The organism is Paracoccus suum (assembly GCF_003324675.1).
Taxonomy (GTDB): Bacteria; Pseudomonadota; Alphaproteobacteria; order Rhodobacterales; family Rhodobacteraceae; genus Paracoccus; species Paracoccus suum.
Map to the genome: position 1 here is coordinate 2025524 of NZ_CP030918.1, position 25233 is coordinate 2050756.

Sequence of the window (25233 nt, forward strand, 5' to 3'; positions counted from 1 at the left end):
CGCGGCGCTGTGCGAATTGCTGCCGGGCTTAGCGCACCGCCAAGCAAATCGCCAGTAGGATGGGGCGAGAGGCCAAGAGGGCGCGCATGACGCAGGATCACTGGTGGCGGCCCGACCGCCATGCCGACCGTCGACCGGCGCTGATGGCACGTGGCCGCATCCAGGCCGCGATCCGCGCTTGGCTGGACGCCGAGGATTTTGTCGAGGTTGACCCGGCCGCGCTCGCCGTCAGTCCGGGCAACGAGGCGCATCTGCACGCCTTCGCGACCGACGCGCTGTCGGACGACGGAACCCCGCGGACGATGTATCTGCACACCTCGCCCGAATTCGCGATGAAAAAGCTGCTCGCGGGGGGTGAGACGCGGATCGCGGCCTTTGCCCATGTCTGGCGCAACCGCGAACGGGGCGTCCTGCACGCGCCCGAGTTCACGATGCTGGAATGGTATCGCGTCGGGGCGGACTACACCGCGCTGATGGACGACTGCGCGGCGCTGCTGCGGATGGCCGCGATGGCGGCGGGCAGCGATGTGCTGCGCTACCGCGATGCGGTCTGCGACCCCTTTGTGCCGCCGCAGCGGCTCTCGGTGGCCGAGGCCTTTGCTGAACACGCCGGCATCGACCTGCTGGCCAGTTGCGGTGCCGGCGGAACCACCGACCGCGACGCCCTCGCGGCCGAGATGCGCGCGGCAGGCCTGCGCTATGCCGAGGATGACACCTGGTCCGACATGGTCAGCCGTGTCCTGGTCGAGCGGGTCGAGCCGCGTCTGGGCCACGGCCGGGCAACGATCCTCGACCGCTATCCGGCGGCCGAGGCTGCCCTCGCACGCCCCGCCGCCGATGATCCACGCGTCGCTGAGCGGTTCGAGCTTTATGCCTGCGGGGTCGAGCTGGCGAACGGGTTTGGCGAGTTGACCGACCCCGCCGAACAGCGCCGCCGGTTCGAGGCCGAGATGGCCGAAAAGCAACGCGTCTACGGCCACCGCTACCCGCTGGACGAGGATTTTTTGGCTGCCCTCGCGCTGATGCCGCCGGCTTCGGGGATTGCCCTGGGGTTCGACCGGCTGGTGATGCTCGCCACCGCAGCGCCGAGCATCGATGCCGTCATGTGGACGCCGGTCGCCCGGGCGTAGCGGGCCGGTCCGCCCCTCAGCCGCCGGCGTATTTCGTATCCATGGCGTCGGTCATCGGCTTGCGTACCACGTCCTGGCGGACCTTGAAGGGCGCAACCAATCCGCTGGCCTCGCCCACGTCGCGGCCTTCCTTCAGCGCGGTCAGCGCCTGCGTCATGCCCTGCAGTGCCGCCTGCAGCGCGATATTGGCGTAGAGGACGAAGGCAAAGCCCATCTCGGCCAGTTCCGCCTGCGGCAGCAGCGGGGTGCGGCCGCCGACCACCAGGTTCACCAGCTGCGGCGCGTCCGCGTGGCGGCCGATGGCGCGCAGTTCGTCCACGCTTTCGGGAGCCTCGATGAAGAGGATGTCCGCACCCGCCTCGCGATAGGCGGATGCCCGGTCGAGCGCCGCGGCCATGCCCTCGACAGCGCGCGCGTCGGTGCGGGCCATGATCAGCGTGCGCGGGTCGCGCCGGCCGTCGCAGGCGGCGTGGATCTTGGCCACCATTTCCGAGGTCGGGACCACAGCCTTGCCGGTGAAATGCCCGCAGCGCTTGGGGCTGACCTGATCCTCCAACTGGATCGCGTTGGCGCCGGCGGCCTCGAGCGTGCGGACCGTGTGCCAGGTGTTCACCGCATTGCCAAAACCGGTATCGGCATCGACGATCAGCGGCAGGTCCACCGCCGCGCGGATGGCGGTCACATGGGCGGCCATGTCGGTCAGCCCCATGAAGCCGAGGTCCGGCAGCCCGAACCAGGTATTGGTGACCCCTGCGCCAGTGACATAGATCGCCTCGTAGCCCAGATCCTCGATCAGGCGGGCGGCGAGGGCGTTGGCGGCGCCCGGCATCAGCACGCCGCGCGGCTTGGCGATCATCTGGCCGAGGCGATCCGCGGGATCGGTGCGGCGGGTGGTCTGGGTCATCGGCGCTCCTCCAAGGCTGTGGCCGGGCTAGGCTGAACCCCGGGCCGGGTCAATCGGGGGCGCGACGCTCAGCGCAGGCCGAGGCCGGCGCGCATTGCCAGACGGCGCACCGCAGGCACGCCGTGCAGCAGGCCAAGCCCGGCCGCGCGCAGATCGCGCAGCGGCTGGGCATCCGCCATGCTGACCCGGTTCAGCAGATCGATTCCGCTCAAGCGCAACTGCCCCTCGGCCCGGCGACGGCGGTCATAGGTGGCAAGGCTTTCGGCGCTGCCCGGCGCGTCGCGCGACAGATCAAGCAACTCGCCCAGGTCCGCGAGGCTGAGGTTAAGCCCCTGCGCGCCGATGGGCGGGACCACATGCGCGGCCTCGGCGATCAGGGCGAGGCGCGTCGCGGTAAAGCGGTCGGCGATCTGCGAGATGATGGGCCAGACCGTCACGCGGGTCACGACCTGCAACTGCCCCAACACCCCGGCCGAGCGCTCGTTCGTCGCAGCGGCAAAGGCGTCGGGCGGCAGCGCGGCAAGACGCAGCGCCTCGGGCCCGCGCTCCATCCATACGACTGCCGAGGACGGCTTGCCGTCGCGGTCGGGCAGCGGCACGAGCGTGAAGGGGCCACCCGCGCGGTGGACCTCGGTCGAGACGTTCTCGTGCGGCTGCTCATGCGTGACAGCAAAGGCGAGCGCTTTCTGACCATAGCGCCGGGTGCGCACGCCGATCCCGGCGGCTTGGCGCAAGGTCGAATTGCGCCCATCGGCGGCGATTGCCAGCTGCGCGCTGACATGGCTGCCGTCCGAGAGCGCGACCCGCGCCCGGTCGCCGCGCAGTTGCAGACCGGTGGCGGCGAGGCCGGCGCGAAAGCTGACGTTCGGCATCGCCTCAATCGCCGCCATAGCCTCGCGACGGATCAGCCAGTTGTTGACGTTCCAGCCGAAGGGTTCGGCAGAGATGTCGGCCGCGTCGAAATCGCAGGTCAGCCGCGGGGCAGGGGCGGCGCCCCCGGCATCGACGATGCGCATCCTCTGCAACGGCGTCGCGTGGGGCGCGAGCCTCTCCCAAAGGCCGGAGCGCCGCAGCACCGCAAGCGACGGCGTCAGGAAAGCCGTCGAGCGCAGGTCGGCCCCGTCGGCGCCCTCTGCCGTGACCGGCGGGGCAGGGTCAAGGCACAGCACGCGGTGACCATCGGCGCCGAAGGCAAGCGCCGCGATCAGCCCGGCGGGACCGCCCCCGGCGATGAGAATATCGGTATGAAGATCTGCCTGGTCATCCATGTCGCTCACCAGATTGGTGCGGCCATCATCCGCGCGAGAGTCGGCGTAGCGCCAAGCAGCGACCCAAAGCCCGCGATCAGCATCGAGGTCCGATTCCCCGACCGGGGCGTGTCGACGATTGCCTGGAACATCGGCCCTCCCTCCGCATCGAGCGCGTTACTGGCCGCCGGTCAGTCTGCCACGCCGGGTTGCGCCGGGACAAGCGCGCGCAGAAAGCCGATCAGATCGCGGGTCCGGTGGCCGACATGCACGCCATGATCGTGGTCATCGGCCAGCAGGTCCGGGCCATGCCGCCCCGCTCCGACCAGTACCGTCTGCATGCCCAGCGCGTGGGGCTCGAGAAGGTTACGCGGATCATCCTCGAAAAAAGCCGCGCGCGCGGGATCGAACCCGTCGATCGCGATCACCGCGGCGAAGGCGCGCGCATCTGGCTTGGGATGAAACCCGGTCTCGGCAATGCCATAAACCGCGTCAAAGGCGTCGATTCCCCGATGGCGCAGGACCTTAACGGCATAATCCGCGTCCGCATTGGTGTGCACAATCTTGCGCCCCGGCAGCGCGGCGATGGCCGCCGACAGGTCCGGGTCGGGGGTCAAGACGGAAAAGTCGATGTCATGGACCTCGGCCAGGTAAGGCAGCGGATCGATGCCGTGGTTGTCCATCAGCCCCTTCAGCGTGGTGCCATGCGCGCGCCACCAGTGATCGCGCAGGCGCGCAGCCTCGGGCGCGGCCACGCCAAGCTCGCGCGTGACATAGGCCGACATGCGCTGCTCGATCTGCGCGAACAGCTGCGCCTCGGGGTCATAGAGGGTGTTGTCGAGGTCAAAGACCCAGGTGGTGACATGCGCGAAATCCATGTCCGCGGGGGTAAGCCGCGCACCCGCCGCTTGCAATGGCGCATCCTTGCGGGGCATCGTCTGCCGGTCATGAAAGACGCTTATTCCCTGATCCTGTCTGCCATCGAGGCGGCCGACTACCCGCCGGGCTCGCGCCTGGTCGAGAGCGAACTGGCCGAGCGGTTCGGCGTCTCGCGCACCCCTGTGCGCGAGGCCCTGCAGCGGCTGGAGACGCAGGCCATGGTCACGCGCGATGGACGGTCCCTGATCGTCGCCTCGCTCGATCACGACCAACTGGCAGAGCTCTATACCGTGCGGGCCGAACTGGAGGCGCTGGCAGCCCGGCTGGCCGCACGCCACGCCACCCCGGAGGAGGTGCGCGTGCTGGCGCAGATGGTCGCGGCCGACCGCGGCATCATCCAGGATCCGCAGGCGCTGGCCCGCAGCAACCGGCGATTTCATCACCACATCCATCTTGCAAGTCACAACAGATATCTTGTGAAACAGCTTGAAATCGTTCACAAATCTATGGCTCTGATGGCGCGCACGACCTTTGCCGCCGAGGGCCGCGCGCCGCGTGCACTGGACGAACATCAGGCGGTGGTGGACGCCATTGCCGGTGGCGACGGCGAGGGCGCGGCACTGGCGCTGCGTCAGCATATCTCGCAAGCCTACGAGACGCGCCTTCGCCAGGACGCCGACCTGCCGGCAAACCTGGGCATGGGTCCAAATCCATCGTCCGGACCCGAGCCGCGGCAATGAGCCTGCGCCTGATCGAGACCGAGGAGGACCTGGCCGAGGGCGCCGCCCACCTGGCTGCGGTTTGCCCGGTCTGGGCGCGGGTGCTGCCCGAGCTTGGACCTCTGCCCTTGCGCCGACGAGCTGACGGCTTTGCCGCCTTGGTCAATGCAATTGTCGCCCAGCAGATCTCGACCGCGTCAGCGGCCGCGACCTCGGGACGGATCGTGGCGGCCGGGCTGATGGACGAGGCAGCGGTTCGCGCGGCCGATGATGCGCAGCTGCTGGCCTGCGGCCTCTCGCGGCCCAAGCTGCGCTACATCCGCGCCCTGGCCGAGGCGCAGATGGACTGGGCTGGACTGCGCGATCTTCCCGATGAAGAGGTGACCGTCCGGCTGACCGCGCTGCCGGGGATCGGACGCTGGACGGCCGACATCTACCTGGCCTTTGCGCTGGGCCGGGCCGATGCTTTTGCGCCCGGCGATTTGGCACTGCAGGAATCAGCGCGGCTGATGTATGACCTGCCCGCCCGGCCCGGCCCGGCGGCGATCGAGGCAATGGCCGAGGCGTGGCGGCCCTGGCGCTCGGTTGCGGCGCGGGGGTTGTGGCACTACTACCTCGGCGCCAAGGGTCGCGAGGGGGTGCGGGCATGACACGGGATCTGCAATCGGGCCGGCGCGGCCCGCAGGATGCAACCTCGGCAGTGGTTTTCCTGCACGGTTATGGCGCTGATGGCGCCGACCTGCTGGGGCTTGCCGAGCCTCTGGGGCCGATGCTGCCGGGTACTGCATTCTACGCGCCCGACGCGCCCGAGGCCTGCCGCAACAATCCCTTTGGCCGGCAGTGGTTTCCCATTCCGTGGATGGACGGCTCGACCGAGGCAGATGCGCGCGCCAGCCTGAACGCCTCGGCCGCTGACGTGAACGCCTTTCTGGACACTGTGCTTGCTGCCGAGGGGCTGACCCCGGACCGGCTGGCGGTTGTCGGTTTTTCGCAAGGCACGATGATGGCGCTGCATGTCGTGCCGCGCCGCGCGCAGCCAGTGGCCGGGATCGTCGGTTTCAGCGGCCGGTTGCTCGCGCCGGAACTGCTGGCGGGCGAAGTGCGCTCGCGCCCGCCGATCCTGCTGCTGCATGGCGACCAGGACCCGGTGGTGCCTTTCGCGGATATGGCCGCGGCCGAGACCGGGCTGCGCGACGCGGGGTTCAACGTGGGCGCGCATGTCATGCGCGGCACCGGCCATGGGATCTCGCCCGATGGCCTTGGCGCCGCGCTGGCATTCCTCAAGGCGGTGATGGGCTAGCGCCCCCCTCAGGACCAGAGGGCCGGGTCCGCCAGCTCGACCGAGTTTCCGGCGGGATCGCGCAGGTAGATCGACCTGCCGCCGCGGGGCCATTCGATCTCCGCCTCGATCGGGATGCCGAGCGCTGTCAGGTGGCTGCGCCAGTCATCCAGTCGCGCGGCTGATACGGCGAGGCAGTAGTGCCCCGGTCCGTGCGCGCCATGCGGCGGCACCGGTAGCGGCACATCAGGGGCGGGCGGGGTACTGGTCGCATCCGGGTTGAACACCAGCAGCACCTGCACCGGTGGGCCGTCGGCGACGCGAAAGAACACGTGCCGGCCGGGCTGGCGCTGAAACGCCGCAAGGCCCATCACGCGGGTCCAGAAATCCTCGGCCGCGTCCAGGTCCTGCGCGTAAAGCACCGACTCGAGCGTGCCCTGCACCGGCGGCGGTCGGCTGGCGGGGACCCGCGCGGGATCGGGGCTGGTGTCGGGGCTGGTTTCAGGGGCGGGGGCCTGAACGGGCCGCGGTTCGTCGCTCATGCGCCCAGGATGTCAGCTTGGCGCGCGAGTTTCAAACCGCGACCGGCCCGGCGCGGCGTGATCAGAGGAAGCGCAGCGCCCGCAGCACGTCGAACCAGTCGTCGCGCACGAAGGTCAGCTTGCGCGGCGCGACATATTCGACCTGCGGGTAGAAGCTGCCGCGATAGGCATCGACCGGCGTCGAGTATTCGACCTCGACCTCCCACGAGCCGCTGAGCGGTGCGGCGGATCGCGCTGGCAGATCGCGCAGCGCCTGCTCGACGCCCGACCGGATCGCGGCCCGCGAGGCCAGTGGCGATATCGAGCGGGTGGCCGGCCCGAATCCTTCGCTGACCGGGGTGGTGACGATCCCGGGCACCAGGTCGGCTGCGGCGGCGCAGATACCGGCATCGCCGGACAGGAACACCGACGGCACCCCCAGCGATGCCGCGGTCGTGGCGTTAACGGTGAATTCCGAGGCCAACGCGCCGTTGATGGTCAGCCGCATGATCCGGCCGTTGAAGCTGTGCGCCAGCGGGTTGCTGTCGGTGCCGGCTGCGTCGTGATAGCCGGTATAGATCGCCGCGTCGCAATCCTCGGTCAGCCCGAACATCATCGAATGGGGATGGCCTGACCAGTTGCGCACGATCCGCACATCGTCCGGCAGCCCTTCCAACAGCAGGTTGCGGCCGCTGCTGTGGGCGTCCTTGATGATGATCTCTCGCGCGCCGGCGGCCCGTGCGCCCTCGCAGGCAGCCAGGACCTCGGCCGTCATAAGGGCTTGGAACTGCGGATAGTCTGCTGTCTCGCGCTCGGTCTCGGACCAGGTGGTGATGCCGGCGGTCCCCTCCATGTCAGCACTGATAAAGACCTTCATTACGACCCCTCCTGGCGATATGCGCGCGCAAGGTGGTCCGCCGCGGGGCGCGTGGCAAGCACCGTTTGCGAGGCCAGCGGAAAGCATTTGCCTCGGCGCGCCAGCCGGTTAGGGTGGCCGGCGGAAAGTCGTAGTAAGGGAATATCGAATGAGCACGCAGGCCGACCTGGTGTTGACGAATGGCACCATCTGGTGTGGGGCGGGCCTGCCCCTTGCAGAAGCGGCGGCAGTCTTTGCGGGGCGCATCCTGGACACCGGCAGCGCGGCCGAAATCGAGGCACTGATCGGGCCGGACACGAAGGTCATCGACCTGGACGGCCGCTTCGCGATGCCCGGTCTTTACGATAATCACCTGCACCTGATCTCGACCGGGCTCGTGCTCGACAATGTCGATGCATCCCCCGAGGCGGCGTCCACGCTCGAGGGCCTGCTGGACGCGATCCGCGCCCGCGCCGCCAAGACGCCTAAGGGCGAATGGATCCTGGCCCGCGGCTACGAGCAGCAAAAGCTGGACGTCGCGCGCCACCCCCACCGGACCGAGCTTGATGCAGCCGCCCCCGATCATCCGGTGCTTCTGACCCGGGCCTGTGGCCATGTGTCGATCGCCAACACCCGCGCGCTGGACATCGGCGGCGTGACCCCGAAAACCCCGGCCCCCGAGGGCGGCGTCATCGAGGTCGAGAACGGCGTTCTGACCGGCCTTCTGGCCGAAAACGCGCAGAACCTGGTCGAGGATCACGTCCCGGTGCCGTCCGAGGACATGTTGATCGCCGCCATCGAGGCCGGCGGCCGCCAGTTGCTGTCGCATGGCATCACCAGCTGCATGGACGCCGCTGTCGGCATGATCGCCGGCATGACCGAGATTCGCGCCTATCACCTGGCCAAGCTGACCGGCCGCCTGCCGGTGCGCGTCTCGCTGACGCTGCTGGGCGATCCCGAGCGTTCCATCGTCGAGACCTGCCATGCCGCGGGCCTCGTCACCGGCGTTGGCGACGAGATGATGCGCGTCGGCGCGGTCAAGATCTTTCTCGACGGCTCGCTCGGCGGGCGAACCGCCTGGATGAGCCATGCCTATCGCGACCAGCCGGACAATTTCGGCGTGCAGATGCTGCCCAACCAGCAAGTCGAAGGACTGGTCGCCGACTATCACGCCAAGGGCTATCAGCTCGCCTGCCATGCCATCGGCGACGAGGCGATCCGCCAGCTGGTGACGGCCTATGAAAAGGCGCAGGCCGCCCATCCGGGTGAGGCACGGCGCCATCGGGTCGAGCATTGCGGTTTTCCCGGCGACGAGTTGAACGCGCGCATGAAGGCCGGCGGCATCGAGCCCTCGCCCCAGCAGGCGTTCATGTACAACTTTGGCGACAGCTATATCGCGGTCATGGATGAGGACATCTCGCGCAGCGGCTATCCGTTGCGGACCTGGCTGGACATGGGCTTCCGCCCCGGCACGGGCAGCGACTCGCCCGTCTGCCGCACCGATCCGCGGCCCAACATCTACCAGATGCTGACCCGCAAGACCGACAAGGGCACAGTCATGGGCGCGGATGAAATCGTCGACATTGAGACTGCGCTGCAAGTCTACACCGAAAACGGTGCCTATCTGGCGCGCGAGGAGGGCTTTAAGGGCCGCCTGCGGCCGGGCATGGTGGCCGATATCGCGGTATTTTCACGCGATCTGCTGAAGGCGACGCCGGAGGAAATTTTGAACGACACGCAGTGCGAACTGACGGTGCTCGGCGGGCGCGTTGTTTTTGAACGCGGCACCGCAGCCGCCTAGGCCTGCGATCCACGACCGCGGCACCGCCGCCAATCATGCATCACTGGGAGGATGAACATGACAATCAGGACTAGGACGCTTGCAGCCCTGCTGCTCGCGGGGACTGCCTTGGGGGTGGGAACCGGCGCTTGGGCGCAGGATGTCCAGAAGGGCGGCACGCTGAACTTTACCGCGCCCTACGGCAGCAGTGTCGGCACGCTGGACATCACTGCCTCGGCCGAGGTCCAGACTGAGATCGTGGCTCATGCGCTGCATCGCAACCTTTACAAATGGAACCCCGAGAGCGGAAAGCCCGAGCCCGACCTCTTCATCGAGGAGACCGTCAGCGACGACGGGCTGACCCATACCTACAAGCTGCGCACCGATGCCGTGTTCCATAACGGCAAGGCGCTGACGGCCGATGACGTCCTCTACAGCTACAACCGCATCGCCGATCCCAAGGCGGCCTCGCCGAGCGCCGAGTTCCTCTCGCGCATCGCCGGTTTCGACGAAGTTCAGGCGGGCAAGGCGACCGAGATGTCGGGCCTGAAGAAGGTCGATGACAATACAGTCGCGATCACCTTCGTCGCGACCGCCGATCCCGGCTACGACCTGATGCAGAACTATGTGCCGATCTATCCCAGTGACGTGCCGGCCGAACAGCAGGCGACGAAGCCCGTCGGCCTTGGCCCCTTCACCTTTGTCGAGAACGTCCCCGGCTCGCGCGTCAGCTTTGCCCGGTTCGACAAGTTCTACGGCGGCGACGGCAAACCCTATGTCGACAAGCTGAACATCATGATCATGGGCGAGGCCGCCGCCCGCGATGTCGCATTCCGCAACAAGGAAATCGACGTCTCGGTCCTCGGCTCGCAGCAGTACCAGGACTATCGGGACGATCCGGACCTGTCCAAGGGCCTGCTCGAAGTGGCGGAGCTGTTCACCCGCGTGATCGGCTTCGACACGACCAAGCCGCCGTTCGACGACAAGCGTGTGCGCCAGGCCGTCAACTACGGCATCGACAAGGACCTGATCATCGACAAGCTGGTCAAGGGCAAGGCGTTCCCCGCTGTCGGCTTCTTCCCCACCACCTCGCCGGCCTTCGATCCGAATGCAAAGGGCTATCCGTACGATCCTGAAAAGGCCAAGGCGCTGCTTGCCGAAGCTGGTCACGCCGACGGGATCGACCTGCCGGTCATCGCCAACTCGAACGAAAGCTGGGGCTCGCCCATCGTCGAGGCGATCATCCCGATGCTGGCCAAGTCCAACATCCGCGCCAGTGTCGAGCCGGTCGAGAACGCCGTGCTCGAAGATCGCATCACCGGGGGTGATTTCACGGCTTTCATCTGGTCGCTGGCCAGCGGTCCGAACCCGCTGAACATCCTGCGCTGCTTCTACAGCAAGACCACCCAGACGGCCTGCAACTATCCCAAGTTCAGCAATGCCGAGGTCGACAAGCTGTACGAAGACGCCCAGAACGAGCGTGACGAGACCAAGCGCAACGATCTGATCCGCCAGGCTGGCAACATCATTCAGGAAGAAGCGCCGTTCTGGTTCTTCAACTACAACAAGGCGGTGATGGCCTATCAGCCCTGGGTACACGGCCTGAGGGGCAACCCGCAGGAGCTGGCGATCCAGGACTACGAGAACATCTGGATCGACGACACCGCGCCCGCGGACCGCAAGGCGAAGTAAGCCGCAAATCCACGCCCGGCGGCGGCTTTGCGCTGCCGCCGGGCGCATTTTCGAAGGCGCGAGGGACCAGGATGTTGCGTTACGTGCTGCGGCGAGTGCTGCAGATGATCCCGACCGTTTTGGCCGTGGCGGCGCTGATCTTTCTGATCTTCAGCGTCCTGCCGGGCAGTTTCGCTAGCAGCATGACCGGCGGGGGACGGCGTGCCCTCTCGCCCGAACTGGTGGCGCAGATCAACGCCCAGTTCGGCCTCGACAAGCCGCTCCCGATCCGGTTCTGGGATTATCTGGTCAAGCTGGTGCAGTTCGATCTCGGCATCTCGTTCCGGACGCGCGAGCCGGTGATCGACCTGATCGCCGCGCGCGTCGGCCCCTCGGTCGAACTGGCGCTGGCGGCAATGGGCCTCGCGGCGGTGATCGGCATTCCGCTGGGTTTTCTGGCGGCCCTGCGGCCGGGAAGCCTGTTTGACAGCGCGACCATGATCGGCGCCGTCTCCGGCCTGTCGATGCCGCAGTTCTGGCTGGGGCTGATCCTGATGTATGTCTTCGCGCTGCACCTCGGCTGGTTGCCGAGCTTTGGCTATGGCGACGGGCGATTGCGATACCTGATCCTGCCGGCCGTCGCGCTGGGTTTCGCGCCCATGGCCTTGCTCGCCAGGACCACCCGCGCCGGCGTTCTGGAGGTGATGTCCTCGGACCATATCCGCACGGCCATGGCTAAGGGCGACAGTCCCTCGCAGCTGGTGCGCTGGCACGTCGCGCGCAACGCGCTGGTGCTGATCGTGACCACGCTCGGCCTGCAGATCGGCTCGCTGCTTGGGCAGGCGCTGGTGATCGAAAAGCTCTTCGCCTGGCCCGGCCTTGGCTCGCTGCTGGTGGACAGCGTGGCGATCCGCGACATTCCGGTGGTTCAGGGCACGATCCTGGTGATCGTGCTGTGGTTCCTCGTCATCAACGTGCTGGTCGATCTGGTCTACGCCATGATCGATCCCCGCATCAGTCTGCGCTGAGGGCGATAGATGAGATTTCGCCCACGCTTCAACCTGACCCTTGGCCTGATCCTGGTCAGCGTCATGATCCTCGGCGCGGTGTTCGCGCCACTGCTGACCTCGTTCGACCCGGCGCTGGACGCGGACCTGATGAACTCGGAAATGCCGCCCTCGGCCGAGCATCTCTTTGGCACTGACAGCCAGGGCCGCGATGTCTTTGCGCGGGTGCTGTATGGCGCACGGGTGTCGCTGACAGTCGGCATCGTCTCGCAGCTGATCAACTCGACCATCGGGATCGCCATGGGCCTGTCTGCGGGCTATTTCGGCGGCTGGTGGGATGACGTCGTGAACGGCCTGACCAACCTGATGCTGGCGATTCCGTCGCTGATCTTTGCGCTGGCGATCATGGCGGTGCTGGGGCCGGGCGTGACCAGCCTGCTCATTGCGCTGGGCCTGACCAACTGGAGCTGGAGTTGCCGTATCGCGCGCGGCGCGGTGCTGTCGCTGAAGACCCAGGGCTACGTGCAAGCGGCGCGGACGCTGGGCTATGGCGACGGCCGCATCATGTTCACGCAGCTGCTGCCGAACATTCTGGGGCCGATCCTGGTAATGGCCAGTCTCGGCATCGGCGACGCGGTGCTGGCCGAGGCCGCGCTGTCCTTCCTCGGCCTCGGCATCCGGCCGCCCGCGCCGTCCTGGGGCAACATGCTGACCGACGCGCGCGAGGCGATCCGCAGCGCGCCCTGGGCGACGATCTTTCCCGGCCTTGCCGTGTTCGCGACGGTGCTGGGGTTCAACCTGCTCGGCGACGGGGTGCGCGACTGGCTTGACCCGCGCATGAAAGGGCCACGCACATGAGCGCGCCACTTCTGGATATTCGCGGCCTCAGTGTCGGTATTCCCGGCCGGGGCAGGGGCGCGGCGCCCCTGATGATCGTTCAAGGCCTGAACTTCGACATCCAGCCGGGCGAGGTGTTCGGGCTGGTGGGCGAATCGGGCAGCGGCAAGACCGCCTCGGCGCTGGCCTTGATGGGCCTGAACCGGCGGCCGCTGACGACGCTGTCGGGGCAGGCGATGTATGACGGGCGTGATCTGTTGCAGATGCCGCGTAGGGCGCTGCGCCGGCTGCGCGGCGATCGCATTTCGATGATCTTTCAAGAGCCGATGACCGCGCTGAACCCGCTCGCCACCGTGGGCCGCCAGATTGCCGAGATGTTCGTTCTGCATCGGGACCTGTCCTGGTCCGACGCCCGGCCCAAGGCGGTCGAGGCGCTGGCCGCGGTGCAGGTGCCGAACCCCGAACAGCGCGCCCGCGCCTATCCGCACCAGCTGTCGGGCGGCATGCGTCAGCGGGTCATGATCGCGATGGCCATGGCCTGCCGCCCCGACCTGCTGATCGCGGACGAGCCCACGACCGCGCTGGACGTGACCGTGCAGGCAGAGGTGCTGCGCCTGATCCGCGCGCTTTGCGAGGCCGAGGGCACGGCGGTCATGCTGATCAGCCACGATCTGGGCGTGATCGCCGAGATGTGCCAGCGGGTCGGCGTCATGTGCAACGGCCGCTTGCTGGAATTGCGCGACGCCAAGGCGCTGTTCACCGATCCGCGCCACCCCTACACCCGCGGGCTGCTGGCTGCCCTGCCGCGCCTCGGCAGCCGCGCGGGCGAGGGTCGGCACCGGCTGGCGGACCTCGACCGCAGCGTCGACCGCACCGCCCCGGATTTTGCCGCAAGCTACATCGTGCCGCGAGGCGAGGCCGCATGAACGCCCCAGTCACCCCCACGGCGAAGGCCGATCCGATCTTGACAGTCGACGGCCTCGAGGTTCACTTCCCGGTTGGCGGCGGCCTGTTCGCGCCGCGCCAACTGGTCCATGCGGTAAACGGTGTCGATCTGACCGTGATGCCGGGTCAATGCCTAAGCCTGGTCGGCGAATCGGGCTGCGGCAAGACGACGACCGCGCTTGCGGTGATGGGGCTGCAGGACCCCACGGCCGGAGCCATCACGCTGGAAGGCCGGCCGGTCCACGGCCCCGGTGCGCCGGACCGGCTGGCCCGCGCGCGGCTGGCGCAGATCGTATTCCAGGACCCGTTCTCGACCCTGAACCCGCGCCAGACCGTCGGCCGCGCGCTGGGCGAGCCGCTGCGCCTGCACGGCATGGGCGATGCGGCCCAGCGCCGCGCGGCAGTGGCGGACGCTCTGACCCAAGTCGGCCTGCCGCCCGAGCATGCCGCGCGCTATCCGCACGAGTTCTCGGGCGGTCAGCGCCAGCGGATCGGCATAGCCCGCGCACTGATCCTCGGGCCGCGCCTGATCGTGCTGGACGAGCCGGTCAGCGCGCTGGACGTCTCGATCCGGGCGCAGATCATCAACCTGCTGATGGACCTGCAGCAGAACCTTGGCCTCAGCTACCTGATGATTTCGCACGATCTGGGCGTGGTCGAGCATGTCTCGGACCGGGTGGCGGTGATGTTCGCCGGGCAGATCGTCGAGGAGGGGGGTTGGCGCGAGGTCTTTACCGCCCCCGCGCATCCCTACACCCGACGCCTGATCGAGACGATCCCGAACCCCGAGCGTCTAACAGGCGGCGCCGGCACAGTCCTGCCTCCCGCGCCGCCGCCGCCGGCCGGAACCCGCTACTGGCCCAACGCCGAGCGACGGCCCGACGTGAACCAGCCGCCCGCGGCGAGCACGCTGGTCAGCATCGGCGACGATCACCGGGTCCGCGTGCAAGCGCTTTAACGGTCAGGAAAATCCCTTCGGAAGGGCGCTCCCCCTCTGGCGTTTGCCGGCGCGCTTGGCCAAGATCGCCGCGCATCAGATGAGGGGATCGCCATGGACCTGCTTGCCCGCGCAACTGCCGTCGTTGGGGGCGTCATGGTGGCGCTGCGCAAGTCCTCGGCCCCTCGGACGGCAGCCTTTGGCAGCGCGCCCGAGATTCCCGCGGCCCGCGATCAGGGAGCGTTGATGACGCTGAAAATGCCCGTCGCCCATGGCTGGCGGGACGGCCGCCTGCCGGTTGCCGCACCGGGCCTTGCAGTAAACGCCTTCGTACGCGACCTCGACCACCCGCGCTGGGTCGAGGTGCTGCCGAATGGCGATGTGCTGGTCGCCGAGGCCCTGCAAGAGCCCTCGTCGGCCCCCGAGGGGATCATCGACCGCGCGAGGCACGCCACCATGCGCCGCGCCGGCGCCATCGGGCGCAGCGCCAACCGTATCACCCTTTGCCGTGATCCGAACGGTGATGGCGTCGCCGAAGACTGCCGCCCGTTCCTGGAAAACCAGCGCCAGCCCTTTGGTATGGCCCTGGTGGGCGACACATTCTACGTCGGTAACACCGACGGCATCGTGGCCTTCGACTATCAGCCGGACGGGATCACCGGCGCGGGCCAGCGCATCGTTGATTTCAAGCCCGGCGGCCACTGGACACGCAGCCTGCTGGCCTCGCCCGATGGCCGGCGGCTTTATTGCGGCGTCGGCTCGCAAAGCAACATTGGCGAGGATGGCATGGAGGCCGAGGAAGGCCGCGCGGCCATCTGGGAGGTCGACCTGGCCACAGGCGCCGCGCGCATTTTTGCCGGCGGCCTGCGCAACCCGGTCGGCCTGGCGTGGGAGCCGGGGTCCGGCAGCCTTTGGACCGTCGTGAACGAGCGTGACGGCCTCGGCGACGAGACCCCGCCCGACTACCTGACCAGCGTGCGGGATGGCGGCTTTTACGGATGGCCCTACAGCTACTGGGGCGGCACCGTCGATGACCGCGTGCCCCAGGACCCGGCGCTCGTCGCGCAGGCAATCGCACCCGACTATGCGCTTGGCGGGCATACCGCCTCGCTGGGGCTTTGCTGGATGCCGGCAGGCACGCTGCCCGGCTTTCCCGAGGGCATGGTCATCGGCCAGCATGGCTCCTGGAATCGTTCGACCCTCAGCGGCTACAAGCTGATCTTCGTGCCCTTCGCCGATGGCCGCCCCAGCGGGCCGGCGCGCGACATCCTGACCGGCTTTCTGTCCGAGGATGAAAAGCTGGCGTATGGCCGCCCGGTTGGGGTGACGATTGGCCCGGGCGGGCGCTCGCTGCTGATGGCGGACGACGTCGGAAACGTTGTCTGGCGCGTCACGGGAGCCTGAGAACACTCCGGCAACAGGCTGATAAAATATAACTATCTGGGTTGACCCGACCAGGTAACGCTTCGGTGACCGATTTTTCTTGACCGAAGGGCAACTTGCAGAACAATCTGTTGAAACCACTTGCAGATTGGTTGAACCATTGGTTGGTAGCGACACTCCGCCCTTGCTCTCGGTCCGCGATCTCACGATCCGGTTTCGCAACCAGCCGTCAGTCGTGGACGGGCTCGACCTTGATGTCGCGGCAGGTGACACGCTCTGCATCGTTGGCGAATCGGGTTGCGGCAAAAGCCTGACCGCGCTGGCGTTGATGGGCTTGCTGCCAAAATCTGCGAAGGTCTCGGGCCGGCGCGAAGTCGACGGGCAGGGTGCCGACTTCCGCGACGCGCACGCCATGGACGGCCTGCGCGGCGATCGCATCGCCATGATCTTTCAAGAGCCGATGACCTCGTTGAACCCCGCCTTCAGCGTCGGCAGCCAGATCGCCGAGGCGGTCCTGTGCCACCACGACGTCACTCGCACTGAGGCCGAGGCCCGCGCCGTCGCCATCATGGCCCGCGTCGGTATCAGCGATCCCCAGCGCCGCATGCGCCAGTATCCGCACGAGATGTCGGGCGGGATGCGCCAGCGGATCATGATCGCTATGGCCCTGGTGAACGAGCCGCGCCTGCTGATCGCGGACGAGCCGACCACCGCGCTGGACGTGACCATCCAGGCGCAGATCCTTGATCTGATCGCGCAGATGCAGGCCGATGCCCGGATGGGTCTGGTGCTGATCACCCATGACTTGGGGGTGGTGGCGCAGATCGCGACGCGTGTCGCGGTCATGTATGCCGGCCGCGTGGTGGAAAGCGGATCGGCGGCCGAGGTTTTTGCCGATCCGCAGCATCCCTATACGCTGGGGCTGCTCGGCTCGCTGCCCTCGCTCAGCGGGCCGCGGGGGCGGCTCGCGACCATTCCCGGGTCCGTTCCACCAGCCGAGGCGATGCCCCCCGGCTGCCGCTTTGCCAGCCGCTGCCCCTTTGCGGCGCCCATATGCGCCACGCGTCCGCCACTGCGCCAGGTGGGCGGGGCCGGCCACGATGTCGCCTGCCATTTCGCCCCGCTCGACCAGTATTTCAGGCCCGCGGCATGAGCGCGCTGCTTCAGGCCCTCGATGTGCGCCGCCACTTTGCCATGGGCGGCTTGCTGAACCCGCAACCGCCGGTTCGTGCAGTGGATGGTGTCTCGCTGAGCGTTCAGCGCGGCGAGACCTTTGCCATCGTCGGAGAATCGGGCTGCGGCAAGTCCACGCTGGCGCGGGTGCTGGCTCGACTGACCGTTCCCACCTCCGGGACGGTCCAGTTCGACGGCACCGACATCGCCAGTCTCAAGGGGCTCGGGCTGCAGCAACTGCGCCGGCGGCTGCAGTTCATCTTTCAGGACCCCTTTTCGTCCCTGAACCCGCGTGCCAGCGTGGCGACGCTAATCGGCGAGCCGCTGGAGACGCACGCGCCCGGCCTTTCGCGCCAACAGCGGCGCGAGCAGGTGGCGCAGATGCTGAGCCGGGTCGGCCTGCGCCCCGAGCACATGCAACGCTACCCGCACGAGTTTTCCGGTGGGCAGCGGCAGCGCATCGGCATTGCCCGCGCCCTCGCCTCGGGCCCCGATCTAGTGATCGCGGATGAGCCGGTCAGCGCGCTCGATGTCTCTGTCCAGGCGCAGGTCGTGAACCTGCTGGGTGAGTTGCGCGACGAATTGGGCCTGACCCTGGTCATCATCGCCCACGACCTGGCAGTGATCCGCCACATGAGCGACCGGGTCGCGGTGATGTATCTGGGCCGCGTCGTCGAGACCGGCCCGACCGACGCCCTGTTCGCAAGCCCGCGCCACCCCTACACCCGCGCCCTGCTGTCTGCGATCCCCGAGGCGGTGCCCGGTCAGCCGCGCCGGCACGAAGCCCTGCGTGGCGAGATTCCCAGCCCGGCGCGCCCGCCCTCCGGCTGCCGTTTCCACACCCGATGTCCATTTGTCCAAGACCTGTGCCGGACCAGCGAGCCGGCATTGACGCCCGACGCTGGTGGCCATGCCACCGCTTGCCATTTCTGGCCCGAAATCGCCGCTCGCCACCCGGCCCCCGGTTTTGTCCATGCCGGCGGTCGCGGCGCCACGGCTGAGGCGCGGCTGGCGCTTTATCGCCAGGCCGTCGACGGGCGCATCGTCCAACAGGCACCACCGCAGTCCCCTCAGCAGCAGCCCTCGCAAAGGAATCCCGCGTGATGAAAAGGCATATCCCGACTCTCGCCGCCCTGATGCTGGCGGCCAGCACACTGGCCGTGTCGGCCGCCGAGCTGCGTATCGGTCTCGAAAGCGATCCCGACGCGCTCGACCCGGCGAAATCGCGCACCTTTGTCGGCCGGATCGTCTTTACGGCGATGTGCAACAAGCTGATCGACGTGAACGAAAAGCTCGAGTTCGTGCCGCAGCTCTCGACGGCGTGGAACCTGTCGGAGGACGGTCTGACCCTGTCCTTCACCCTGCGCGAGGGGGTCAAGTTCCACGACGGCACCCCCTTTGACGCCGAGGCGGTCAAGGCCAACATCGAGCGCGCCAAGACCCTCGAGGACAGCGTACGCAAGTCCGAACTGGCCTCGGTCGAGAGCGTCGAGGTGGTCTCGCCGACAGAGGTGCGAATGCACCTGACCGGCCCGGACGCGACGCTGCTCGCGCAGCTTTCGGACCGGGCGGGGATGATGCTCTCGCCCACTGCTTTCGCCAATGGCGCGGATGTCGGCGCGAACCCGGTCTGCTCGGGGCCGTTCAAGTTCGTCAGCCGCGTCAGCCAGGACAAGATCGTGCTGGAAAAATTCGCTGACTACTGGAACGCCGACGCGATCAAGCTGGATCGGGTGGTCTTCCTGCCGATCCCCGACAGCACCGTGCGTCTCGCCAACCTGCAGTCGGGCGATCTGGACATGGTGAACCAGCTGGCGGCGACCGACATGGCGGCAGTTTCCGCCAGTGGCAACCTGCGGGTCGAGCAGGTCGTCGGACTGGGATACCAGGGCATCACCTTCAACACCGCCAACGGGCCCCGGGCTGACAACCCCGCCGGCAAGGATGCCCGCGTGCGCGAGGCGCTGAACCTGTCGATCGATCGTCAGGCGCTGAGCCAGGTGGTTTTCTCGGGCGCCATGCCGCCCGCTGGCCAACCGTTCCCGCCGGACAGCATCTATCACGATCCGGCCTTCCCGCCGCCGGCCCGCGACGTCGAGAAGGCCAAGGCGCTGCTCGCCGAGGCCGGCGTCAAGACTCCGGTGCGCATCGACGTGCAGACGCCGAACACGCCGGTGCAGATGCAGATGATGCAGGTCGTCCAGTCGATGGCGGCCGAGGCCGGCTTTGACATTCAGATCACCGCCAAGGAGTTTGCGACCCTGATCGCCGACGCCGGCAAGGGCGATTTCGAGGCCAGTCAGCAGGGTTGGTCCGGTCGGGTCGACCCGGACGGCAACATCCACCAGTTCGTGACGACCGATGCCGGCTTCAACGACGGAAAATATTCCAACCCCGATGTCGACCGCCTGCTCAACGAGGCGCGCAAGGTGTCCGATGTCGAGACCCGGAAAGGGCTCTACAACGAGGCCCAGCAGATTCTCAGCCGCGATCTGCCCCTGATCTACCTTTACTACCTGCCGTGGCTCTATGGGGTTGACCAGGGCGTGCAGGGGTTCAAGCCCTATCCGGACGGCATGATCCGTCTCGAGAACGTCACCGACGCCGACTGAACGCGGGGGCGCGCGGTGACGCGCGCCCTTCACCGCTGCCCGCGACGCTCTGCCCGGAAGGGGTCCGATGCTCAGCCTGTTTCTGCGCCGACTGCTGGTTGCGATCCCGACCGTGCTGCTGATCACGGTGCTGGTGTTCGCGCTGCAAAAGATGCTGCCGGGCGATCCGGTGCTGGCCCTTGCGGGCGAGGATCGCGACCCTGCGACCATTGCCGCCATACGCGACCGGCTGGGGCTGAACGATCCGCTGCCGGTGCAGTATTTTCGATGGCTCGGCAACGCGGTCACCGGCGATCTGGGCGTATCGCTGCGCACCGGCGAGCCGGTCTCGAAGATCATCGCGCAAAAGCTGCCGGTGACGCTGCAACTGGGCACCATGGCGCTGCTCATCGCGCTGATGATCGGCATTCCCGCCGGCATCCTTTCGGCGACGCGCAAGGGCACGGCGGTCGATTACGGCGCCAACCTGCTGGCGCTGGGGGGCATGTCGATCCCGAACTTCTGGCTGGGGATCATGCTTATCATGCTGGTGTCGGTGCGATGGAAACTGCTGCCGGCCTCGGGTTATGTGCCGCTGTTCACGGATCCGCTACAAAGCCTCAAGACCATGATCATGCCGGCTTTCGTGCTGGGCACGGCGCTGGCGGCGACCCTGATGCGGCATACCCGCTCCGCGATGCTGGGGGTGTTGGGCAGCGACTACATCCGCACCGCGCGGGCCAAGGGGGTGCGCGAGCGCACCGTCATCCTCAAGCACGCCTTTCGCAACGCACTGACCCCGATCGTGACCCTGACTGCGCTTCTGTTTGGCGAGTTGATGGCGGGCGCGGTGCTGACCGAGCAGATCTTTACCATTCCCGGCTTCGGAAAGCTGGTGGTCGATGCGGTGTTCACCCGCGATTACTCGGTCGTGCAGGGGGTCGTGCTGGTCACCGCGGTCGGCTTCATCGCCATGAACCTGATCGCTGACCTCCTCTACATCCTGCTGAACCCGCGTCTGCGGAGGTCGACATGACCGATATCGCCACCCCCGATCCCGCGATGGTGCTGGCGATGCCGGTCAGTCCGGCACGTCGCAGCTGGCGCAAGTTCCGCGGCAATCGCAGCGCCCTGTTCGGGGCGGCGATCATCGTGGTCTTTACACTCGCGGCCCTGCTGGCGCCGGTGCTGCCGATCCCGGCGCCCGCCGCGACTGACTGGGCGGCGGTGCGCCACGCGCCCTCGGCCGAGCACTGGCTGGGCACGGACGAGATCGGCCGCGACCTGCTCTCCCGCCTGATCTGGGGCGCGCGCGCCTCGCTGGCGGCGGGCGTCATCTCGGTCGCCATCGCCATCGCGCTGGGCGTGCCCCTCGGCCTCGTTGCCGGCTATTTCGGCGGCTGGATCGACGCCATCGTCTCGCGCATGACCGAGGCTCTGCTGGCCGTGCCGTTCCTGATCCTGGCCATCGCGCTCGCGGCGTTCCTCGGGCCGAGCCTTACCAACGCGATGATTGCGATCGGTATCTCCGCAATGCCGGTCTTTATCCGCCTGACCCGTGGCGAGGTCATCAACCTGCGGGCCGAGGATTATGTCGAAGGCGCCCACGCCATCGGCCTGCCGACGCGCAAGATCCTGGCGCGCTATATCCTGCCGAACGCCTTGCCGCCCATCCTGGTGCAGGCGACGCTCACCATCGCTACCGCCATCATCGCCGAGGCCTCGCTCTCGTTCCTCGGCCTCGGGCAGCAGCCGCCGGCGCCAAGCTGGGGCTCGATGCTGAACACCGCCAAGAACTTCATGACCCAGGCGCCATGGATGGCGCTGTGGCCGGGGATCGCGATCTTCATGGTAGTCCTCGGCTTCAACCTGCTCGGTGACGGGCTGCGCGACGCGCTTGACCCGCGCGACTGATCGAAAGAAGGACCCTCCATGAGCGATTTCACCACCCGTCCCGAGATTCGCGGCACCTTTGGCGCGGTCACCTCGACCCACTGGATCGCCTCGGCCTCCGGCATGGCCATGCTGGAGCGTGGCGGCAACGCGTTTGATGCCGCGGTGGCGACCGGCCTGGTGCTGCAGATCGTCGAGCCGCATTTGTGCGGGCCGGGCGGCGATCTGCCGGTGATCTACAAGACCGCCGACGGCGAGCCGCAGGTGCTGTGCGCGCAGGGCACCGCACCCGCCGCGGCGACGGCCGAGGCCTTTGCCCCGCATAAGGTCATCCCCGGCTCGGGGCTGTTGGCGACCGTGGTGCCCGGCGCTTTCGATGGCTGGATGTCGCTGTTGGCCGAGCATGGCCGTCTGCCGCTGTCCGAGGTGATGGGTCCCGCGATCTTTTACGCCCGCGAGGGCCATCCGGTCCTGCCGCGCGTCGCCGCCACCATCGCCGGGCTGAAGGATTTCTTTGCCTCCGACTGGCCAACCTCTGCGGAGGTCTGGTGCGCCGGCGGCAGCGGCCCCGCGGTCGGGGGCCTCCTTGCAAACCCCGCGCTTGCCGCGACCTATCAGCGGATCGTCGACGAGGCCGAGGCCGCCTCCGACGACCGCACCGCGCAGATCGAGGCGGCGCGCGCCATCTGGTCCGACGGTTTCGTGGCCGACGCGATCGGCGCGTTCACCAGCACGGCCGAGTTGTCCAACAATATCGGCGGCCGCGACCGGGCCCTGCTGTCCCGCGATGACCTGGCCGGCTGGCGCTGCCGCACCGAGGCGCCGCTGTCCATCGACTATCACGGCTGGCAGGTGTTCAAGACCGGACCTTGGGGGCAGGGCCCGGTGCTGCTGCAGGCCCTCGCGATCCTGCGCGGCATCGACCTGGCGGCCATGGACCCGATGGGTGAGGAGTTCGTCCACACGGTGATCGAGGCGATGAAACTGGCCTTCGCCGATCGCGAGGCCTTCTACGGCGATCCCGATTTCGCCGACATTCCGATGGATGTGCTGCTGTCCGAGGAATATGCGAGTGCCCGCCGCGCGCTGATCACCGACGTCGCCTCGCGCGAGCAACGCCCGGGCCGCATCCCTGGGTACGAGCCACTGGCAGATGCGGCCATCGCCCGCGCGAGCGGCGATTTTGCCGCCGGTCCCAGCGTCGAGCCGACCATGGCCCACATGACCGAACGGCGGGGCGACACCGTCCACCTCGACGTCATCGACCGCTGGGGCAACGTCGTCTCGGCCACGCCCTCGGGCGGCTGGCTGCAAAGCTCGCCTATCGTGCCGGGCCTGGGGTTTGCCTTGAACAGCCGCGCGCAGATGTTCTGGCTCGAGCCGGGCTCGCCCTCGTCGCTGCAGCCGGGTGCGCGGCCGCGCACGACGCTGACGCCTTCGCTCGCCACCAAGGACGGCCGCTGGCTGTCCTTTGGCACGCCCGGCGGCGACCAGCAGGACCAGTGGCAACTGATCTGGTTCCTGCGCTTTGTCCACCATGGCGACAGTGCCGGCAGCGCGCCCGAAACCGGCAACCTGCAGGCGCTGATGGACATGCCGCTGTTCCATTCGACCCACTTCCAGGGCAGCTTTTACCCACGCCGGGCCGAGCCCGCGAAAATGCTGATCGAGGAGACCATCGGCGAGGACGTGATCGCTGCCCTGCGCGCCCGCGGGCACGAGGTTGACGTTGCGCCCGCATGGTCCATCGGCCGCCTGACCGCCGCACTGCGCGAGCCGGACGGCGTGATCCGCGCCGCCGCCACCCCGCGCCTGATGCAGGCCTACGCGGTCGGACGCTGAGCCATGACCCGTCCAGTCTGCGTCCCTGACCCCCTCTGCGGCGAGACCCGCGCTGCCGCTCGGGGCATCCGGACTCGCGCCCGGCCTTATACCCCACAGCGCTTGGGCCAGCTTCTGGCGGTGCCACGATGATCGCCGGGATCGACAGTCACGCGCTGATCGAACTGACGGCCCTGGCCGCCGTCTCGGGTGTGTTCGGCGGCGTTCTCGCCGGCTTGCTGGGGGTCGGGGGCGGCATCGTCATCGTCCCCACGCTCTATTTCGCGCTGACGCTGACCGGGATGGACCCGGCGCTGACGATGCAGGTGGCGGTCGGCACCTCGCTTGCAACCATCGTCTTTACCGCGCTTTCTTCGAGCTACGGCCATTACCGGCGCGGGGCGCTGGACATGGCCCTGATGCGGCGTTGGGTACCGTGGATTGTCCTGGGGGTGATCTTCGGCAGCCTCGTCGGCGGCTATGTCTCGGGCTGGGTGCTGGTGGCGGTATTCGCAACGATCGCCATGATCGTGGCGCTGGACATGATCCTGCGTCGGCCGCACGACGCGGCCGAGCCGCGCGGCTTTTCCACCCCGGTATGGGCCATCCTCGGCTTTCTGACCGGCGCGATCTCGGCCATGATGGGCATCGGCGGGGGCACGGTCGGCGTGCCGATCCTGAACTTCCTCGGCTATGACATCCGCCGCGCCGTCGGCACCTCGGCCGCGCTGGGCTTTGTCATCGGCGTTCCGGGGGCGATCATCTATGCAGCGACTGGCCTCGGCCAGCCGGGCCTGCCGCCGTTTTCGCTGGGCTATGTGAACCTGTTCCTGGCGGCGATCATCATTCCTCTGTCGACATGGTTCGCGGTCTATGGCGTGCGGCTGGCGCATAGCATTGATCGGCGCCGCCTGCGCATGGCGTTTGGCGTGTTCCTGCTGCTGACCTCGCTGCGGATGTGGATCGACCTGATGACCGGCGCCAGCTGATGGAGACCGCGACCCTGGCCGAGCGCCTGCGCCAGACCCTGGCGTCGGCCGGGGGCGACGGCCGCCTGCCGTCCGAGCGGGTGCTGGCCGACCGCCTCGGGGTCGGCCGCAGCCAGCTGCGCCGCGCTCTGTCAGAACTGGAGGCGCGCGGCCAGATCTTTCGCCGGCAGGGGCAGGGGACCTTCGTCGCCCCACCCCCTGCGCCGGGCGCCGAGGCGCTGCGGGGCCTCGCGACCGCCATCTCACCCGCCGACGTGATGGAGGTGCGCCGCGAGATCGAGCCGGCGCTCGCCGCACTCGCCGCGGCGCGTGCCTGCGACACCGATGTCGCGAGCCTCAAGCAACTGGCGATGCGCGGGTTTTCCGCTGACGATCCCGGAAACTACGAGTTCGCCGACGAGATTTTCCATCACCGCATCGCCGAGATCGCGGGCAACCCGCTGTTCCTGCGCATCTATCAGGAGATTCGCGCGGTCCGGCAGATGACGCATTGGTATAGCGAGCGCGCCCAGACCCTCAGCCCCGAGCAGATCGCCGACCGCAGCGGCGAGCATCTGGCCATTGTCGACGCAATTGGCAGCGGCAAGCCTGACGCCGCGGCCGACGCCATGGGCCGGCACCTGTTGCGGGTCGACGAAACGATGCGCCGCTGCCGCAGTTGAGGCCGGGCA

The 25233-nt window shown here is 68.0% G+C and carries 25 protein-coding genes; 19 read left to right on the forward strand and 6 right to left on the reverse strand.

What is annotated here, in order from left to right; all coding sequences use genetic code 11:
- The first annotated feature begins 86 nt into the window (after positions 1-86).
- The gene (epmA, locus tag DRW48_RS09850) at positions 87-1130 is read left to right on the forward strand and encodes an EF-P lysine aminoacylase EpmA (RefSeq protein WP_114076275.1); all 1044 of its coding nucleotides are present in this window, start codon (positions 87-89) and stop codon (positions 1128-1130) included.
- Positions 1131-1146: 16 nt separating this feature from the next.
- Here the strand turns inward: epmA and DRW48_RS09855 are convergent, their stop codons facing one another.
- The 4 genes from DRW48_RS09855 to DRW48_RS09865 all read right to left on the reverse strand — a co-directional run bounded on the left by DRW48_RS09855 (position 1147) and on the right by DRW48_RS09865 (position 4159).
- A complete protein-coding gene (locus DRW48_RS09855) occupies positions 1147-2034 on the reverse strand; it encodes an isocitrate lyase/PEP mutase family protein (protein WP_114076276.1) in 888 nt (295 codons plus the stop codon).
- 68 nt (positions 2035-2102) lie between these two features.
- Positions 2103-3302 (reverse strand): UbiH/UbiF family hydroxylase, encoded by a 1200-nt coding sequence (locus DRW48_RS09860; protein WP_114076277.1) that lies wholly within the window; start codon positions 3300-3302, stop codon positions 2103-2105.
- A gap of 5 nt (positions 3303-3307) precedes the next feature.
- A complete protein-coding gene (locus tag DRW48_RS16475) occupies positions 3308-3433 on the reverse strand; it encodes a hypothetical protein (RefSeq protein WP_277870779.1) in 126 nt (41 codons plus the stop codon).
- Positions 3434-3472: 39 nt separating this feature from the next.
- Entirely contained in the window at positions 3473-4159 is a 687-nt protein-coding gene (locus DRW48_RS09865) for a pyrimidine 5'-nucleotidase (RefSeq protein WP_114076278.1), read from the reverse strand.
- Between the two features lie 69 nt (positions 4160-4228).
- On the opposite strand from DRW48_RS09865, the gene DRW48_RS09870 reads away from it, so the two are divergent.
- From DRW48_RS09870 to DRW48_RS09880, 3 genes are read left to right on the forward strand one after another with little or no spacing between them, the layout of a single operon-like run.
- Complete coding sequence (locus DRW48_RS09870) at positions 4229-4900, forward strand: GntR family transcriptional regulator (RefSeq protein ID WP_114077485.1); 672 nt, start codon at positions 4229-4231, stop codon at positions 4898-4900.
- A complete protein-coding gene (locus DRW48_RS09875; RefSeq protein ID WP_114076279.1) occupies positions 4897-5529 on the forward strand; it encodes a DNA-3-methyladenine glycosylase family protein in 633 nt (210 codons plus the stop codon). Before DRW48_RS09870 ends, DRW48_RS09875 begins: the two co-directional genes overlap by 4 nt.
- Positions 5526-6179 carry an alpha/beta hydrolase gene (locus DRW48_RS09880; protein ID WP_114076280.1) on the forward strand — a complete coding sequence of 218 codons (654 nt, stop codon included), beginning with the start codon at positions 5526-5528 and terminating at the stop codon, positions 6177-6179. Before DRW48_RS09875 ends, DRW48_RS09880 begins: the two co-directional genes overlap by 4 nt.
- A gap of 8 nt (positions 6180-6187) precedes the next feature.
- On the opposite strand, the gene DRW48_RS09885 is transcribed toward DRW48_RS09880, so the two are convergent.
- Both DRW48_RS09885 and DRW48_RS09890 read right to left on the reverse strand, forming a co-directional pair.
- The gene (locus DRW48_RS09885; protein ID WP_114076281.1) at positions 6188-6700 is read right to left on the reverse strand and encodes a VOC family protein; all 513 of its coding nucleotides are present in this window, start codon (positions 6698-6700) and stop codon (positions 6188-6190) included.
- Between the two features lie 61 nt (positions 6701-6761).
- Positions 6762-7556, reverse strand: a complete 795-nt coding sequence (locus DRW48_RS09890) for a M55 family metallopeptidase (protein ID WP_114076282.1) — start codon at positions 7554-7556, stop codon at positions 6762-6764.
- A gap of 148 nt (positions 7557-7704) precedes the next feature.
- Here DRW48_RS09890 and DRW48_RS09895 point away from each other — a divergent pair, with 148 nt between their 5' ends.
- The 15 genes from DRW48_RS09895 to DRW48_RS09965 all read left to right on the forward strand — a co-directional run bounded on the left by DRW48_RS09895 (position 7705) and on the right by DRW48_RS09965 (position 25224).
- Entirely contained in the window at positions 7705-9336 is a 1632-nt protein-coding gene (locus DRW48_RS09895; RefSeq protein ID WP_114076283.1) for an amidohydrolase, read from the forward strand.
- Between the two features lie 57 nt (positions 9337-9393).
- Positions 9394-11007, forward strand: coding sequence for an ABC transporter substrate-binding protein (locus tag DRW48_RS09900; protein ID WP_114077486.1), 1614 nt, complete (start codon positions 9394-9396; stop codon positions 11005-11007).
- Between the two features lie 71 nt (positions 11008-11078).
- Positions 11079-12014 carry an ABC transporter permease gene (locus DRW48_RS09905; RefSeq protein ID WP_114076284.1) on the forward strand — a complete coding sequence of 312 codons (936 nt, stop codon included), beginning with the start codon at positions 11079-11081 and terminating at the stop codon, positions 12012-12014.
- Between the two features lie 9 nt (positions 12015-12023).
- Positions 12024-12851 carry an ABC transporter permease gene (locus tag DRW48_RS09910; protein WP_114076285.1) on the forward strand — a complete coding sequence of 276 codons (828 nt, stop codon included), beginning with the start codon at positions 12024-12026 and terminating at the stop codon, positions 12849-12851.
- The gene (locus DRW48_RS09915) at positions 12848-13756 is read left to right on the forward strand and encodes an ABC transporter ATP-binding protein (RefSeq protein ID WP_114076286.1); all 909 of its coding nucleotides are present in this window, start codon (positions 12848-12850) and stop codon (positions 13754-13756) included. The genes DRW48_RS09910 and DRW48_RS09915 overlap by 4 nt, the downstream gene beginning before the upstream one ends.
- Positions 13753-14733 carry an ABC transporter ATP-binding protein gene (locus DRW48_RS09920; protein ID WP_114076287.1) on the forward strand — a complete coding sequence of 327 codons (981 nt, stop codon included), beginning with the start codon at positions 13753-13755 and terminating at the stop codon, positions 14731-14733. Before DRW48_RS09915 ends, DRW48_RS09920 begins: the two co-directional genes overlap by 4 nt.
- A 93-nt stretch (positions 14734-14826) precedes the next feature.
- The gene (locus DRW48_RS09925) at positions 14827-16116 is read left to right on the forward strand and encodes a PQQ-dependent sugar dehydrogenase (protein ID WP_114076288.1); all 1290 of its coding nucleotides are present in this window, start codon (positions 14827-14829) and stop codon (positions 16114-16116) included.
- A 214-nt stretch (positions 16117-16330) separates the two neighbouring features.
- Positions 16331-17248, forward strand: coding sequence for an ABC transporter ATP-binding protein (locus tag DRW48_RS09930; RefSeq protein WP_241963229.1), 918 nt, complete (start codon positions 16331-16333; stop codon positions 17246-17248).
- Positions 17245-18372, forward strand: a complete 1128-nt coding sequence (locus DRW48_RS09935) for an ABC transporter ATP-binding protein (protein WP_114076290.1) — start codon at positions 17245-17247, stop codon at positions 18370-18372. The genes DRW48_RS09930 and DRW48_RS09935 overlap by 4 nt, the downstream gene beginning before the upstream one ends.
- Positions 18372-19880: an ABC transporter substrate-binding protein gene (locus tag DRW48_RS09940; RefSeq protein ID WP_114076291.1), complete on the forward strand. Its 1509-nt coding sequence runs from the start codon at positions 18372-18374 to the stop codon at positions 19878-19880. Before DRW48_RS09935 ends, DRW48_RS09940 begins: the two co-directional genes overlap by 1 nt.
- 67 nt (positions 19881-19947) lie before the next feature.
- Positions 19948-20895, forward strand: coding sequence for an ABC transporter permease (locus DRW48_RS09945; protein WP_114076292.1), 948 nt, complete (start codon positions 19948-19950; stop codon positions 20893-20895).
- Positions 20892-21773 carry an ABC transporter permease gene (locus DRW48_RS09950; RefSeq protein WP_199286083.1) on the forward strand — a complete coding sequence of 294 codons (882 nt, stop codon included), beginning with the start codon at positions 20892-20894 and terminating at the stop codon, positions 21771-21773. Before DRW48_RS09945 ends, DRW48_RS09950 begins: the two co-directional genes overlap by 4 nt.
- Before the next feature lie 18 nt (positions 21774-21791).
- Entirely contained in the window at positions 21792-23594 is a 1803-nt protein-coding gene (locus DRW48_RS09955; protein WP_114076293.1) for a gamma-glutamyltransferase family protein, read from the forward strand.
- A gap of 128 nt (positions 23595-23722) precedes the next feature.
- Positions 23723-24562 carry a sulfite exporter TauE/SafE family protein gene (locus DRW48_RS09960; RefSeq protein WP_114076294.1) on the forward strand — a complete coding sequence of 280 codons (840 nt, stop codon included), beginning with the start codon at positions 23723-23725 and terminating at the stop codon, positions 24560-24562.
- Positions 24562-25224, forward strand: coding sequence for a FadR/GntR family transcriptional regulator (locus tag DRW48_RS09965; protein WP_114076295.1), 663 nt, complete (start codon positions 24562-24564; stop codon positions 25222-25224). The genes DRW48_RS09960 and DRW48_RS09965 overlap by 1 nt, the downstream gene beginning before the upstream one ends.
- Positions 25225-25233 lie beyond the last annotated feature (9 nt).

Bases quoted from the DNA above. Each gene is read 5' to 3' on its own strand.
- DRW48_RS09925 (WP_114076288.1), top strand. From the start codon at position 14,827: ATGGACCTGCTTGCCCGCGCAACTGCCGTCGTTGGGGGCGTCATGGTG.
- DRW48_RS09955 (WP_114076293.1), top strand. From the start codon at position 21,792: ATGAGCGATTTCACCACCCGTCCCGAGATTCGCGGCACCTTTGGCGCG.
- DRW48_RS09865 (WP_114076278.1), bottom strand. From the start codon at position 4,159: ATGGATTTCGCGCATGTCACCACCTGGGTCTTTGACCTCGACAACACC.
- DRW48_RS16475 (WP_277870779.1), bottom strand. From the start codon at position 3,433: ATGTTCCAGGCAATCGTCGACACGCCCCGGTCGGGGAATCGGACCTCG.
- DRW48_RS09910 (WP_114076285.1), top strand. From the start codon at position 12,024: ATGAGATTTCGCCCACGCTTCAACCTGACCCTTGGCCTGATCCTGGTC.
- DRW48_RS09950 (WP_199286083.1), top strand. From the start codon at position 20,892: ATGACCGATATCGCCACCCCCGATCCCGCGATGGTGCTGGCGATGCCG.
- DRW48_RS09965 (WP_114076295.1), top strand. From the start codon at position 24,562: ATGGAGACCGCGACCCTGGCCGAGCGCCTGCGCCAGACCCTGGCGTCG.
- DRW48_RS09935 (WP_114076290.1), top strand. From the start codon at position 17,245: ATGAGCGCGCTGCTTCAGGCCCTCGATGTGCGCCGCCACTTTGCCATG.
- DRW48_RS09905 (WP_114076284.1), top strand. From the start codon at position 11,079: ATGTTGCGTTACGTGCTGCGGCGAGTGCTGCAGATGATCCCGACCGTT.
- DRW48_RS09940 (WP_114076291.1), top strand. From the start codon at position 18,372: ATGAAAAGGCATATCCCGACTCTCGCCGCCCTGATGCTGGCGGCCAGC.
- DRW48_RS09860 (WP_114076277.1), bottom strand. From the start codon at position 3,302: ATGGATGACCAGGCAGATCTTCATACCGATATTCTCATCGCCGGGGGC.
- DRW48_RS09900 (WP_114077486.1), top strand. From the start codon at position 9,394: ATGACAATCAGGACTAGGACGCTTGCAGCCCTGCTGCTCGCGGGGACT.
- DRW48_RS09875 (WP_114076279.1), top strand. From the start codon at position 4,897: ATGAGCCTGCGCCTGATCGAGACCGAGGAGGACCTGGCCGAGGGCGCC.
- DRW48_RS09920 (WP_114076287.1), top strand. From the start codon at position 13,753: ATGAACGCCCCAGTCACCCCCACGGCGAAGGCCGATCCGATCTTGACA.
- DRW48_RS09945 (WP_114076292.1), top strand. From the start codon at position 19,948: ATGCTCAGCCTGTTTCTGCGCCGACTGCTGGTTGCGATCCCGACCGTG.
- epmA (WP_114076275.1), top strand. From the start codon at position 87: ATGACGCAGGATCACTGGTGGCGGCCCGACCGCCATGCCGACCGTCGA.
- DRW48_RS09885 (WP_114076281.1), bottom strand. From the start codon at position 6,700: ATGAGCGACGAACCGCGGCCCGTTCAGGCCCCCGCCCCTGAAACCAGC.
- DRW48_RS09870 (WP_114077485.1), top strand. From the start codon at position 4,229: ATGAAAGACGCTTATTCCCTGATCCTGTCTGCCATCGAGGCGGCCGAC.
- DRW48_RS09895 (WP_114076283.1), top strand. From the start codon at position 7,705: ATGAGCACGCAGGCCGACCTGGTGTTGACGAATGGCACCATCTGGTGT.
- DRW48_RS09890 (WP_114076282.1), bottom strand. From the start codon at position 7,556: ATGAAGGTCTTTATCAGTGCTGACATGGAGGGGACCGCCGGCATCACC.
- DRW48_RS09855 (WP_114076276.1), bottom strand. From the start codon at position 2,034: ATGACCCAGACCACCCGCCGCACCGATCCCGCGGATCGCCTCGGCCAG.
- DRW48_RS09880 (WP_114076280.1), top strand. From the start codon at position 5,526: ATGACACGGGATCTGCAATCGGGCCGGCGCGGCCCGCAGGATGCAACC.
- DRW48_RS09960 (WP_114076294.1), top strand. From the start codon at position 23,723: ATGATCGCCGGGATCGACAGTCACGCGCTGATCGAACTGACGGCCCTG.
- DRW48_RS09915 (WP_114076286.1), top strand. From the start codon at position 12,848: ATGAGCGCGCCACTTCTGGATATTCGCGGCCTCAGTGTCGGTATTCCC.